The organism is Streptomyces europaeiscabiei (genome assembly GCF_036346855.1).
In the GTDB taxonomy this organism is placed as follows: domain Bacteria; phylum Actinomycetota; class Actinomycetes; order Streptomycetales; family Streptomycetaceae; genus Streptomyces; species Streptomyces europaeiscabiei.
On record NZ_CP107841.1, the window covers coordinates 2223839 to 2237240 of the forward strand.

10 protein-coding genes and 1 pseudogene are annotated in these 13402 nt (G+C 71.2%); 6 read left to right on the top strand and 5 right to left on the bottom strand.

From position 1 onward, the window contains the following. Nucleotides 1–4: 4 nt before the first annotated feature. The 3 genes from OG858_RS09525 to OG858_RS09535 all read right to left on the bottom strand — a co-directional run bounded on the left by OG858_RS09525 (nt 5) and on the right by OG858_RS09535 (nt 1824). On the bottom strand, nt 5–271 hold the full coding sequence (locus tag OG858_RS09525) for a hypothetical protein (RefSeq protein ID WP_086751565.1): 267 nt from the start codon (nt 269–271) through the stop codon (nt 5–7). Nucleotides 272–386: 115 nt separating this feature from the next. After that, nucleotides 387–1199: an anti-sigma factor gene (locus OG858_RS09530; RefSeq protein WP_086751567.1), complete on the bottom strand. Its 813-nt coding sequence runs from the start codon at nt 1197–1199 to the stop codon at nt 387–389. An 82-nt stretch (nt 1200–1281) separates the two neighbouring features. Beyond that, the gene (locus OG858_RS09535) at nt 1282–1824 is read right to left on the bottom strand and encodes a sigma-70 family RNA polymerase sigma factor (protein WP_086751569.1); all 543 of its coding nucleotides are present in this window, start codon (nt 1822–1824) and stop codon (nt 1282–1284) included. A gap of 265 nt (nt 1825–2089) precedes the next feature. Between OG858_RS09535 and OG858_RS09540 the strand changes: the two genes are divergently transcribed. The 4 genes from OG858_RS09540 to OG858_RS09555 all read left to right on the top strand — a co-directional run bounded on the left by OG858_RS09540 (nt 2090) and on the right by OG858_RS09555 (nt 8994). Further along, complete coding sequence (locus OG858_RS09540) at nt 2090–3610, top strand: DUF4331 domain-containing protein (protein WP_086751570.1); 1521 nt, start codon at nt 2090–2092, stop codon at nt 3608–3610. A gap of 138 nt (nt 3611–3748) precedes the next feature. Next, nucleotides 3749–5329 (top strand): tetratricopeptide repeat protein, encoded by a 1581-nt coding sequence (locus OG858_RS09545; RefSeq protein WP_328544993.1) that lies wholly within the window; start codon nt 3749–3751, stop codon nt 5327–5329. Further along, nucleotides 5326–7188 carry a HoxN/HupN/NixA family nickel/cobalt transporter gene (locus OG858_RS09550; RefSeq protein ID WP_328544992.1) on the top strand — a complete coding sequence of 621 codons (1863 nt, stop codon included), beginning with the start codon at nt 5326–5328 and terminating at the stop codon, nt 7186–7188. The genes OG858_RS09545 and OG858_RS09550 overlap by 4 nt, the downstream gene beginning before the upstream one ends. Before the next feature lie 60 nt (nt 7189–7248). Further along, entirely contained in the window at nt 7249–8994 is a 1746-nt protein-coding gene (locus OG858_RS09555; protein ID WP_328544991.1) for a serine/threonine-protein kinase, read from the top strand. Here OG858_RS09555 and OG858_RS09560 read toward each other — a convergent pair. Continuing rightward, nucleotides 8978–9784 carry an SGNH/GDSL hydrolase family protein gene (locus OG858_RS09560; protein WP_319067164.1) on the bottom strand — a complete coding sequence of 269 codons (807 nt, stop codon included), beginning with the start codon at nt 9782–9784 and terminating at the stop codon, nt 8978–8980. The two genes, OG858_RS09555 and OG858_RS09560, sit on opposite strands and share 17 nt — an antisense overlap. 316 nt (nt 9785–10100) lie before the next feature. Here OG858_RS09560 and OG858_RS09565 point away from each other — a divergent pair, with 316 nt between their 5' ends. Then, on the top strand, nt 10101–11306 hold the full coding sequence (locus OG858_RS09565) for a S8 family peptidase (RefSeq protein ID WP_319263457.1): 1206 nt from the start codon (nt 10101–10103) through the stop codon (nt 11304–11306). Nucleotides 11307–11443: 137 nt separating this feature from the next. On the opposite strand, the pseudogene OG858_RS09570 reads toward OG858_RS09565, so the two are convergent. Next, nucleotides 11444–12036: pseudogene (locus OG858_RS09570) on the bottom strand (xylan 1,4-beta-xylosidase); the annotation flags it as partial. A 223-nt stretch (nt 12037–12259) separates the two neighbouring features. Between OG858_RS09570 and OG858_RS09575 the strand changes: the two are divergent. Further along, entirely contained in the window at nt 12260–13354 is a 1095-nt protein-coding gene (locus OG858_RS09575) for a DUF5925 domain-containing protein (RefSeq protein ID WP_319067162.1), read from the top strand. Nucleotides 13355–13402: the final 48 nt, after the last annotated feature.

The window sequence follows — 13402 nt, forward strand, 5'->3', positions numbered from 1 at the left end:
GTGTCTAGCGGCTGCCGAACAGCGAGCGACGCAGCCTCTTCAGGGGTGCGAACAGCGAGACCCTGCCGACACGCGTGTCCTTGCGACTGCTGCGCTCCTGCGGGGAACGTGACGTTATCTCACGCATCAGCGAGGTCGCGTCGGCCGCCTCACGCTGCGGAACGGCGGGGCCGCTCAGCACCGAGAGATGGCGGTCGAGCCGCGAACTGGTCGCGCTGCTCCCGCACGTGATCGCAGGGACTCGCGCCCTGCGCACTGTTATCTGTTCCATGTCACTCCCCACCCGTACGAGTCCACCCGGCCCGGGCAGCGTAACCATATCGCCCCGTTGGAGCACTCGGGAATCACGGTCCCGGTATTCATCTACCCCGTCCCGGCGTTGTTGACTACTCTCCGAATCCGACCGATTCCAGGGCGAGTTGGACAACTGGCTGGCTGGTGGGTTGCGCTGATCCACCGTCGGGTTCGACGGTCACCGCGAGTGACGTCGCATCGGTGTTCATTCCACTGGTGACCAAGGGCGTGTCGCCGTCGAAGAGACCCAGGGAGCGTGGTTGCACGTCGGGGCGCATGAGCCAGAGCTGGTGCACCCGGTTCTTCGGGAGGTTCCCGAATCCGCTGAGGGTCACGATCGCGCTCCCCTCCTCGGCGGAAGCGATCACTCCGATTCTGTGGCCCTCCGTGTCCCGGTCACTGCTGGCGCGGGCGTCCGGCGCGGCGAGAACGTGGGCGATCTCACTGGCCTGCGCGCGCTCGGCGGCCAGCTGGTCGCGGGTCCGGTCGGCCTGGACGGCGAAGAGGGACGCCACGACGAGTGAGGCGGCGGCCGTCGCGGTGGCCAGCGGGACGAACAAAGAGCGCATCCGGGGCGCACGGGCGCGCGACCTCGGTGGCGGCTCGGCGCCCCACACATGCCGCGGCAGATGCTGCGGCGGCGCGGACCGGGCGCTCCGGGACCGGCTCTCCTGGGGTGTGTTGCGCACGGCGGCGAAGACCCTCTCGCGCATCTCCGCGGGTGCCGGGGCGGCCGTCGACCAGGCGAGGCGGACCGCGTCCTCGGACAGGGCGCGCACCTCGGCCGGACAGCGGTCGCAGCCCGCCAGGTGCTTCTCGTAACGGCGCCGTTCGTCGGGCTCCAGGGCGTCGAGCGCGTAGGGAGCGGCGAGCGAGTGGAGGTCCTCGCGGCGGAACAGGCTCATGCCGCGCCTCCCCTCGCCACGCACGCCCCGCGGGCCGCGCGACCGAACGGGACCCCGCGTTCCACGAGGCCGATCAGGGCGCTCATACGACTCCTCCCAGGCATTCGCGCAGCCGTGTGAGTCCGTCGCGCATACGGGTCTTGACCGTGCCGAGCGGCAGCGAGAGCCGCTCGGCCACTTCACGGTAGGTGTAGCCGTCGTAGTAGGCGAGGGTGACGGACTCGCGCTGGAGGGTGGTGAGCTTCTCCAGGCAGTGGCGCACCCACTGGCGTTCGAGTCCGGCCTCGACCTCCTCGGCGACCTGGTCGAAGGCGGGGTGGTGGTTGCGCCGTCCCTCGCGCTGCTCGCGCTCGGTGGCGGCGCGGGCGCTGCGCACCCGGTCCACCGCACGCCGGTGCGCGAGGGTGAGTATCCAGGACAGGGCGCTGCCGCGGACGGGGTCGAACCGGCCCGCGGAGCGCCAGAGTTCGAGCAGCACTTCCTGAGCCACCTCCTCCGACTGCGCGGGATCGCGCACGACCCGGCGGACCAGCCCGAACACCGGGCCGGACACCAGTGCGTACAGCTCCTCGAACGCCCGTTGGTCGCCTCCGGCCACCTGGACCAGAAGCTTGTCCGCCTCCACACGCTCCCCCTCGCCTCCGGCCGAGCACGGCCATCCCCGCGCGTAGGGCATTCGCAACGAACCCACCTCCGGATGGGGTTACGGATCAGGCTGCCCAAAACGCGGGTCACCGGTCGACCGATCCGAACATCGGATCAACGAATCGTGCTCTCCGCTGAAACAACCTTTCAAACGCGCCGTAAGAACGTTTGGGATTCGACCAATCCACCCTGCCGACCGCTCCGAATGGCGTTCGTCAGGCAAGTTGGCACAGAGGACGGACGTCATGACACCTACTTCCAGGAGCGGCTCGGGACGCAGGAGCGTCGCGTCCCTCATCTGCGCTTCGCTGGCCGCCGGCGGACTCGCGGCCGCCGGCGTGACCGTGCTGGAGCCGGGGGCGGCCTCCGCCTCCAGCCACCGGGAGGCTCCCCTCATCTCGGGTGAGCCCCAGTTCGACAACACCGATGTGTACGCGTTCGTCAGCCCGGACCACCCGGACACGACGACGGTCATCGCGAACTGGATCCCCTTCGAGGAGCCCGCGGGCGGACCGAACTTCTTCACCTTCTCCGAGGACGCGCAGTACGACATCCGCGTCGACCAGGACGGCGACGCGCAGGAAGACCTGATCTTCCGGTACACGTTCAAGACGAAGACGAAGAACGACAAGACCTTCCTGTACAACACGGGCGTCGTGGAGAGCCTCGACGACCCGGACCTGAACATCACGCAGACGTACGACATCGAGCTCATCAAGCTCAAGAACCGCCGCGCGGTCTCCAAGACGCGGCTCGCGGACGACGTGTGGGTGGCGCCGTCGAACGTCGGCAAGGCGTCGATGCCGAACTTCAAGAAGCTGCGCGACGAGGCGGTCTACAAGACGGCGAGCGGGGTGACGACGTACGCCGGCCAGGCCGACGACCCGTTCTTCCTGGACCTGCGCGTCTTCGACCTGCTGTACGGCGGCGACCTCTCCGAGGTCGGGCGGGACACGCTCAAGGGCTACAACGTCAACTCGATCGCTCTGCAGGTGCCGAGCGAGGCCCTCGTCCAGTCCAAGGACCAGCCGATCGTCGGCATCTGGTCGACGACCCAGCGCGCGGGCGCCGACGGCCAGTACCGCCAGGTCTCGCGTCTCGGCATGCCGCTGGTGAACGAGGTCGTCAACCCCATCGGTGACAAGGACAAGTTCAACGCGTCCTCGCCGGCGGACGACGCCCAGTTCCTGAAGAACGTCACCGAGCCGGAGCTGCCCAAGCTCATCGAGGCGATCTACAAGATCCCGGCGCCCAAGGAGCCGCGCAACGACCTCGTCGACGTCTTCCTCAAGGGCGTCGAGGGCCTCAACCAGCCGCCGCACGTGACCCCGTCGGAGCAGCTGCGCCTCAACACCTCCATCGAGCCCACCAAGAAGCCGAAGCGGCTCGGTGTGCTGGACGGCGACAACCAGGGCTTCCCGAACGGACGCCGGCTCACCGACGACGTGATCGACATCGCGCTGCAGGTCGTCGAGGGCGAACTCGTCGACGCACCCAACGACCTGGGTGACGCGGTCAACAAGAACGACAAGAAGTTCGGCAAGTCCTTCCCGTACGTCGGTCTGCCGACGGCCGGTTCGCGTGGCAAGACCGTCCAGGGCAACACCACGAACAGCGTACGCAGCGCGATCGGCACCGGCGTCGAGAGCGGCACCGACGACACCACGCTGATCGCCGCCTCGGCCGGTGCCGGCGCTGCCGGTGTCCTGCTCATCGGCTCGGGTCTGCTGTGGTGGCGCCGTCGGAACGACCGCGCCTACTACTAGGCCGCCCCGACCGGGCCCTTCCCCATGGGGCCCGGTCACCGAGACCGGCGCGGCCCGCTCGTATCCATCCCCCACGGCGCGGGCCGCGCCCCACCGTGTCACGACCACCGCACTCGGCAAGGATGTTGAGGAGAGGGCATGTCCCCGCGTACGAACGACAGCGCGTCGGAGGACGGGCGTCCGCGCCCCGGCGAGGGGACTGCCGAGGACGACCGGCGCGACGTCGCCGAGTCCCGCCCCGCGTCCGACGCCGAGCCCGGACACGACATCGCCGAGCCCGAGCCCGCATCCAAGACCGAACCCGGACACGACATCGCCGAGCCCGGCCCTGCGTCCAAGGCCGAGCCGGGCCCGGAGCCCGCTTCCGGGCCCGGCCGTCGGCCCGTGCCCGAACCCGCCCGGCGACACCTGCTGCGGCTCACCGCGTGCGCGGCCGCGCTGGCCGTCGCGTTCACCGGGTTCGCCGTGGCACTGGGGGCCAGGGACGACGACCGGACGGTGGCCACCTCGACCTCGGCGGGCGTCTCGGCCGCGCAGCTCGCCCATGGCGACCTCGACACGGCGGTCGAGCTGCTCCAGACGCACCTCAAGGAACAGCCCAGGGACTTCGGCTCCTGGTCCACGCTCGGCCTCGCCTACGTCGAGCAGGCCCGCGTCAAGGGCGACTCCACCCGCTACCCGCAGGCCGAGAAGGCCCTGCGGCGTTCGCTGAAGCTGCGTCCGGAGAACGATCCGGCGCTCGCGGGCCTCGCCGCCCTCGCCGCCGCCCGCCACAAGTTCGGCGACGCGCTGCGGTACGCGGACCGCGCGCTCAAGGAGAACCCGTACAGCGAAAGGGCGTTGTGCAGCCGCGTCGACGCTCTGGTCGAACTCGGCCGCTACGACGACGCGTTGAAGGCGGTGAAGCTCGCCGACACCCGCCGCCCCGGCATCCCCGTGTTCACTCGGTACGCCTACGTGTACGAGCTGCGCGGCGACGTGAAGACCGCCCGGCGCGTCCTGGAGCAAGCCCTCCGCTCGGCGGCCACACGGGGCGACATCGCCTACGTGGCCACCCAGCTCGGCCAGCTCGCCTGGCGGCAGGGCGACTACAAGACCTCGCTCGACCACTACGCCCGCGCCCTCGGCGCCGACGACACCTATCTCCCCGCGCTGGAGGGCCGAGCCCGCGCCCAGGCCGCGAGCGGCGACAGCGCGGAGGCGATCCGCGGCCTGGAGCAGGTCGTGTCCGCCTATCCGCTGCCCGGACCGCTCGTCGTGCTCGGCGAGCTGTACGAGGCGAAGGGCGACAGGACCAAGGCGGGCGACCAGTACGCGCTGGTGAACGCCTACACCGCCATCGCCCGGTCCAACGGCGTCAACGCCGACCTCGACACCGCGCTGGCCGCCGCCGACCACGGCGACGAGAAGGCCGCGCTGCGGGCCGCCGAGGCCGAATGGAAGCGCCGGGAAACGGTCCACACGGCGGACGCCCTCGCCTGGGCGCTGCACGTCAACGGCCGCGACGACGAGGCCCTGCCGTACGCCCGCCGCGCCACCGCCACCGGCTACAAGGACGCGACGTTCCTGTACCACCGGGGCATGGTCGAGGCCGCGGCCGGCGACAAGAAGGAGGCCAGGGCCTCGCTGAAGGGGGCGCTCGGTCTCAACGCAGGTTTCTCGCCGCTCGGCGCGGCACAGGCCCGCAAGACCCTGAAGGCTCTGGAGACCGCCAAGTGATCTCTCCCCGGCGTGTGTTCGCCTCCGGCACGGCCGTCTTCCTGGCCACCTGCGCGCTCGTCCTCGTCCCCACCGGGACGGCGAGCGCGCATCCGCTCGGCAACTTCACCGTCAACCGGTACGACGGCCTGGTCGCCACCCCCGGACAGCTGAAGATCCTCCACGTCGAGGACCTCGCGGAGATCCCGGCGACCCAGGCCGCGCCCGCCATCGAGCGGCAGGGCGTGGGCGACTGGGCCCGGGCGCGGTGTGAGAAGGCCGCCGAGGGCAGCGTGGTCACCGTCGACGGGAGTGCCGTCGAGGTGACGCTCAGGTCGAGCCGGGCCGAGGAGCGGCCGGGCCAGGCGGGGCTGAAGACGCTGCGCGTGGAGTGCAGGCTGACGGCTCCGCTGCCGGACCGGGCCGCCGACGTACGCTTCCACGCGGCCGTGGACTCCGGGCCCGGCTGGCGCGAGGTCACCGCGCAGGGCGACCGGATGACCCTGGCCGGGTCGGACGTGCCCGAGGAGTCGGTCTCGGAGCGGCTCACCAGCTACCCCGAGGAGTTGCTGCAGTCGCCGGAGGACACGGCGACGGCCTCCCTCCAGGTGAAGCCGGGCGGCCCGGCGCTGGCCGAGCAGCGGAGCGACGCACCCGGTGCCTCGATCCTCCCCCGTGGCGCGGACCGCTGGACCAGGGCCCTCGACGACCTGGTCTCCAGCCAGGACCTCACCCTCGGTTTCGGCGCCCTGGCCTTCGGCATCGCCATGTTCCTTGGCGCCATGCACGCGCTCGGTCCGGGCCACGGCAAGACCCTGATGGCCGCCACGGCCGCCGCCCGCGACCGGGCCCGGATGCGCGACGTCCTCCCCATGGCTGCGTCCGTGACGGTCACCCACACCCTGGGCGTCGTCGCCCTCGGCCTCCTCGTTCTCGCCGGCTCCGCCGCCGCCCCGTCCGTGATCACCTGGCTGGGCATCGCGAGCGGCCTGTTCGTGATGGGCGCCGGCGTGACACTCGCACGACGTGCGTGGCTGAACCGCAAGCTGACGCTCGCGCACGCGAATACTCAGGAACACGGCCACACGCACGACCACGGGCATGAGCACGGGCACGGGCACGGGCACGACCATGACCACCAGCACGATCACCACCACCACGGGCACGGGCACGACCACGAGCACCCCCACAGCCACGGAGACGGGCACTCCCCCACGCACGACCACACACCCGAGCCCGACCGCGAGCTCGTACTCGCCCAGGCCGCCCCTTCGCGCACCCACGCGCACAGCGAAACCCACACACCCCACACGCACACCCACGCCTCGGTCGCGACCCACACCCACAAGCACGCACCTGCACCGACACCGGCCGAGACACACACCCACACCCACAGCCACGACCACAAGCACGACCACGACCACGACCACAGTGCCCCGCACACCCACGACCACGCCCCCGAGCAGAAGCGCTCCCTCTTCGGCGGCGGCGTCACGCACACCCACGGCGGCTTCACCCACACGCACCCCACCGCGCCCACCCTGCGCGGCACGATCCTGCTCGGTTTCGCGGGCGGCATGGTGCCGAGCCCGTCGGCCGTGGTCGTGCTGGTCGGCGCGGCGGCGCTGGGCAAGGCGTGGTTCGGGCTGCTGCTCGTGGTGGCGTACGGCGTCGGGCTCGCGCTCACGCTGACGGCGGCCGGGTACGCCGTGGTGAAGGCGGGCGGCTGGGTGACGCGCGTGATGGACAAGGGCGAAGGCCGGCTCGGCGGGCCGACGGCCGCGCTGGTGCGCAACACCGTGCCGCTGGCGTCGGCCTTGCTGGTCGTCGCCCTTGGGGCTGGTTTGGTGTTCAGGGGGGCAACATCCGCACTCGGCTGAGCTACTTTTGTGGGGAAATCGCACGGAGTGGAGATTTCAGGCGGATGCGAGTGACGGGGGATGGCCGTGTCCGAAGATCCGGGCAGTGAACGGGTGATCGCGGGCCGCTACCGGCTGCTGACCCCGCTGGGCGAGGGCGGCATGGGAACCGTGTGGCGGGCCCGCGACGAGGTGTTGCACCGCGAGGTCGCCGTCAAGGAGGTGCGGGCGCCGGGCGGGATCCCGGTGTCCGACGTCGAGCGGATGTACGCCCGGCTGGAGCGGGAGGCGTGGGCGGCCGCGCGGGTCGCCAACCGCAATGTCGTCACGGTGTACGACGTGGCCATGGAGGACGGCCGCCCGTGGATCGTGATGGAGCTGGTGCGCGGTCTCTCGCTCGCCGACCTCCTGGACGCCGAGGGCCCGCTCGACCCGCAGCGCGCCGCGCACATCGGCGCCGAGGTACTGTCCGCGCTGCGCGCCGCGCACGAGGCCGGGGTGCTGCACCGGGACGTGAAACCGGCCAACGTGCTCATGTCCAACGAGGGCCGGGTCGTCCTCACCGACTTCGGCATCGCCACGGTCGAGGGAAGCTCCGCGCTCACCATGACCGGCGAGGTCATCGGCTCCCCCGAGTTCCTCGCCCCCGAGCGTGCGCTCGGCCGGGCGTTCGGCCCCGAGTCGGACCTGTGGTCGCTCGGTGTACTGCTGTACGCGGCTGTCGAGGGCAACTCGCCCTTCCGGCAGAACACCCCGCTGAGCACTCTGCGCGCGGTCGTCGACGAGGAACTGCCGCCGCCGCACCGGGCCGGGCCGCTGACGCCGGTGATCGAGGGGCTGCTGCGCAAGGATCCGGCCGACCGGATCTCCGCCGAGCAGGCCGAGCAGGACCTGCGGATCATCGGCGCGGGGGGTACTCCGCGTTCCGACACGGTGGCTTCGGGCCCGTACAGCCCGACGGTGGCTGCCTTCCCGAGTCCGGACGCGAGCGCGAGCCCGGGGCCGGGCCCGAACCGGTTCGGGCCGCCGACCCCGCCGCATCCCGTTCCGGCCGCGACCCACCCCTCCGCGGTGCCGTCCCGCGAGCCGGACCGCAACCGCCGGGCCCTCGTCTTCCTGATCGCCGGTATCGCCGCGATCGCCTTCGCCATCGCCGGACTGACCTACGCCCTGGTCAACCGCGACGACGGTGGGAAGGACGGCAACCCGACCAACGGGACGGGCGCGGTGGGCGGCACCAACGACCAGACGGGCGACGGCGGAACGGGCGAGGAACCCGGCGGCGGCGACACGAGTGACGACGGCGACACCCCCTCCGAGACATCCGAGGAGGCCCCGACCAGCAAGCCGCCCGCGCAGTCGGTCGAGGTGACGGTCGAGGGCGCGAACACCGACTACTCCGGCACCTGCCCGCCGCCGGACGCCGAGGTGCCCACCTTCACCGCCACGTTCACCGTGGGCAGCGTCCCCGTGGACGTCGAGTACCGCTGGGTGGCGAAGAACGGCAAGGTCGAGGACGAGGGCTGGAAGACCCTGTCGTTCGCGTCCGGCGGCGAGAGGACCAAGCAGGACCAGGTCGTCGTCTCGACGAGCGGGAGCCACGCGGACGAGATCAGCGTCGAGGTCCGCGGTCCGGTGAAGGCCGCGTCCAACTCGGTCGCGTTCTCGGTGACGTGCGAGACGGAGGCCCCGACCACGGGCGGGACCTCCCCCTCCGACGACTCGGAGAACCCTGACGAATACAGCGACTCCGAATTCGACTACGACGACGAGGCCGCAGCCCTCGGCGAAGCAGCCGTGAACGGGGCCGTCAGGCCGCGTTCCTGAACACCGGCAGATAGCCGCCCGACTGCCCCGCTGCCTTCGGGTGGTACGACTCGCCCACGTTCAGCAGGTTGAGGCTGTGCAGCCACGCGCTGCCCGAGCACAGCTCGTGCCCGGTGAACACGGAGCGGACGTCGCCGAAGGTGAACCCGTGGTCGGCGGCGCGTTTGGCGATCGCGGTGTTCAGGTAGTCCGCCGCGTTGTTGATGGCGGACCGCTTGGCCTGGGAGAGGCCGGGGCAGGTGCCGCCCAGCTGGTAGAAGCGGGGATAGCCGAGCACCACCACATGGGCGGCCGGTGCCTTGGCGCTGATCGCCGTGTAGACCTTGTCGAGCTGGCCGGGGAGCGTCGAGTCGACGTACGCCTTCGCCGTGTTGATGCGCGCGAGGCAGTTGCTGTCGGACTGGAGGACGCAGGTGGTCATGACGTCGGCGAAGCCGGCGTCGTTGCCTCCGACGCTGACGGAGACGAGCCCCGTGCCCGCGCCGAGCGGTCCCAGCTGATTCGCCAGAACATCACCCGTTCGGGCGCCCGAGCAGGCCGTGAAGTTGAAGGACGAGGGTGAGTTGGCGGCTGCCCAGAGGTACGGGTAGGCCTTCGTGCTGCGCTTGCAGTCGCCGCTGGAGGAGATGTAGCTCCCCGCGCCGACGCCCGAGGAGTAGGAGTCGCCGAGCGCCACATAGCCGGTGGCGGCGGCCTGTGGGGACGCCTGCGCCGTCGCGGCCCCGGTGAGGGCGGCGCCGACGGCGAGGAGGAGTGAGGTCATGTATGCCGCAAGTCGGGAACGTCTCATGGAACCTCCCTTTAGCAGGATCTCTGCCTCAACCGTCGTAGCAACTACGCGTGTTGATCGGAAGTGTCCATGTCAATACTTTCCCTCTCGCAACAGAACGTATCCACCACGTTCCATGCCCGCTCGATTTCACGCGCGTGACAGAAACATGACAACCCCTCAACTCCCTTGAGCTGCCCCCTTCGATCACCCAGTCTGCTTATCAGCCGCGAGCGGAACGCGACGCTCCTGGCTGTGAGTGCGAGCCCGCACACACACCCCCACAGACGCGCGCCCCACCCAGGCGTGCGCCGCCCATGAGGAGGAATCCCTCGTAATGGCACACCTGCGCATCAGGAACATCCGGGTCGCCGCCGTCACCACCATGGCGACCGCCGCCCTGCTCGGCGGCCTCACCGCGCTCCCCGCCCAGGCCGCCCCGGCCGAGGGCAAGGTGCTCGCGGCCGGCTCCCCCACCGCGATCAAGGACAGCTACGTCGTCACGCTCAAGAAGAGCGCGGGCCTCAAGGCCGCGTCGAGCGCGGGCAGGAACCTGGTCGAGGAGTACGGCGGCACGGTGAAGCGAACGTTCAAATCCGCGCTCAACGGCTACTCGGCCGAACTCTCCGCGGCCGAGGCCGGGAGACTGGCCGCCGACCCGGCGATCGCCTCCGTGGAACAGAACCAGGTCTTCACCGCCGACGCCACCCAGTCCAACGCCCCGTGGGGCCTGGACCGCTCCGACCAGGCGTCGCTGCCGCTCTCCGGCACGTACACCTACCCGGACACCGCGGGCAGCGGCGTGACCGCGTACGTCATCGACACCGGCGTGCGCATCTCGCACTCCCAGTTCGGCGGCCGGGCGGTCAACGGCTACGACGCCGTGGACGGCGACAGCGTCGCGCAGGACGGCAACGGCCACGGCACGCACGTGGCGTCCACCATCGCGGGCTCGACCTACGGCATCGCCAAGCAGGCGAAGATCGTGGCCGTGCGCGTGCTGAACAACGCCGGCTCGGGCACCACGGCCGGCGTCGTCGCGGGCATCGACTGGGTGACGGCCAACCACAGCGGCCCCTCGGTCGCCAACCTGTCGCTCGGCGGCGGCGCCTCCACCGCCATCGACACGGCCGTCCGCAACTCCATATCCAGCGGTGTGACCTACGCCGTCGCGGCCGGCAACAGCAGTGCCAACGCCTCCTCGTACTCCCCGGCCCGCGTCACCGAGGCGATCACGGTCGGCGCCACCACCAGCACGGACGCCCGGGCCAGCTACTCCAACTACGGTTCGGTCCTGGACATCTTCGCCCCGGGTTCGTCGATCACGGCCGGCTGGTACACCAACGACACCGCGACCAACACCATCTCGGGCACCTCGATGGCCACCCCGCACGTCGCGGGCGCGGCCGCCGTCTATCTGGCGGGCCACCCCTCGGCCACCCCGGCCCAGGTCGCCTCGGCGCTGACGGCCGGCGCCGTCACCGGCAAGGTCACCGGCCCGGGCACCGGTTCCCCGAACCGTCTGCTGCAGATCGTCCCGTAACGGCAACTGCCGCGACGTGAAAGGAAGTTTCCCCGGAGGCCTGCGAGGCCTCCGGGGAAGCTTCGTATGCGGCGGCGAATTTCCCTGCCGGTGCACCACAACCGGACGTGCGGTCCCGTAGCGTGTCTCGACGTATTGACGATGAAGTGCCGCACGTCCGGGTACGCCTGGCGACGGTCGCGGCGAGGGCGGCGTAGTCCGCGAAGTGCTCGGGCTCGGGCGCGGTCTCCAGCGCGGCCTGACTCCAGTCGGTGCTGTCGGCGCCGGACCTGTCGCCCTTCATCCAGTCGGGCGCGCAGCACAGGGTGACGACGGGGGTGCCGCCGGTGGCGCGGACGAAGTCGATGCGCCGGTCCATCTCCTCGAAGTCGTAACGCCCCTTGACGGGTTCGGGGTTGTCGGCGCCCCAGCCCATGATGTGCTGGATCTGAGGCAGGGGCTGCTCGCCGAGACGTTCCTCGACGCGCTCCACGGCCGACTTGCTGCCCTCGTCCGCGCTGAACTGGGTGTGGGTGAAGCCCCAGCCCACGTCGGGCCCGGTGTCCTTGGACGGGGTGGCGGGCGTGCCGTGCACCTTGTCGCCGTCGCGCGTGGTGCCGGCGGTGCTGCCGCCGTTACCGGGAAGGGTGTTGAGCAGGGTCACGACGAGCGCCAGAACGGCCGCCCCCACTCCGAGAAGCGCGGTGAGCCGCCACCGCCGGTCCCCCGAATTCCACCCATGACGTCCCATCATGGGCAACAGTAACCGGGCGGACCCGTGGTGGGGGAGGTTCCGCCGGTGAACTCCGGGCAAGGAAACCGACCGTGTGGCCGACCGTGGCCGGGGAGCGCGGGCTTCCGCCCGCACCACCGGCGCACCACGGAACGGGGCGGGGAAGAGCCGGGGGCCTGCACAACCGGCGCACTGCGGAAAGCGGGTGCACGGGGAGCCCTGGGTGACGGATCATGGCGCCATGTCTGCCAACCCACACGACGCACTGCCGATCCGGCTCAACGTCGACGACAGCGACTCACCGTCCGATGTCGTCGACGCGCTGTTCCTCGGTCGTTTCGCGACGGGCGAGCAGCCGTACGCGCACGCGGCGAACATCGACCGGGTACGGTCCGGCGCCACCCTGCTGCCGCCGGGCGCCCGGGTACTGCGGGCCGCGCGGGACGACGACCGCAGCGCGACCCTCGCCGAGGGCGACGGCTGGACCGTGCTGATCTCCCGCTGGAACCGGGGCGCCGACGTCACGGTCACCGCGACCACCGCCGAGCTGGCGGAGAAGGTGCTCGGCCAGGCCACCGACGGCGCGGCCGACGAACCCGAGCCGCAGCCGGAGAACGTGACCATGGGCTTCTGGTACGTCTCGCCGCGCCGGGGCCCGCACCGCACGACCCGGCAGATCTCGGCGGGCACGTGGGAAGAGGTACGGCCGAACTACACGGCGCCGGTGGCGGACGCCATGGACCACCTGATGAAGACGACCCCCGAGGACATCGCGGGCCGCCTCCTGCTGCTGCACGGCCCGCCCGGCACCGGCAAGACCTCCGCGCTGCGCACGCTGGCCCGTTCCTGGCGGGACTGGTGTCAGGTCGACTGCGTCCTGGACCCCGAGCGACTCTTCTCCGACGTCGGCTATCTGATGGACATCGCGATCGGCGAGGAGGACTCCGCGGGCAAGGGCCGCTGGCGCCTGCTGCTCCTGGAGGACTGCGACGAACTGATCCGGGGCGAGGCCAAGCACACGGCGGGCCAGGCGCTCTCCCGTCTGCTGAACCTCACGGACGGCCTCCTCGGCCAGGGCCGCAACGTCCTGGTCGGCGTCACCACCAACGAGGACCTGGAGCGCCTGCACCCCGCGGTGGTCCGGCCCGGCCGCTGCCTCGCCCGCATCGAGGTGGGCGCCCTGACCCGCGCGGAGGCGGTGGGCTGGCTCGGCACGGAGGAGGGCGTCGGCCGCGAGGGCGCGACCCTGGCCGAGCTGTACGCACTGCGTCGCGGCACGTCACCGACGTCGGTGCCGGAGCCGAGGGGCGGGGCGGACGCGGGCCTGTACCTGTAGCGCTTCCGCGGTGCTCCCGCGGGGCTTCGCCGGTAGTGGTTCGATGGG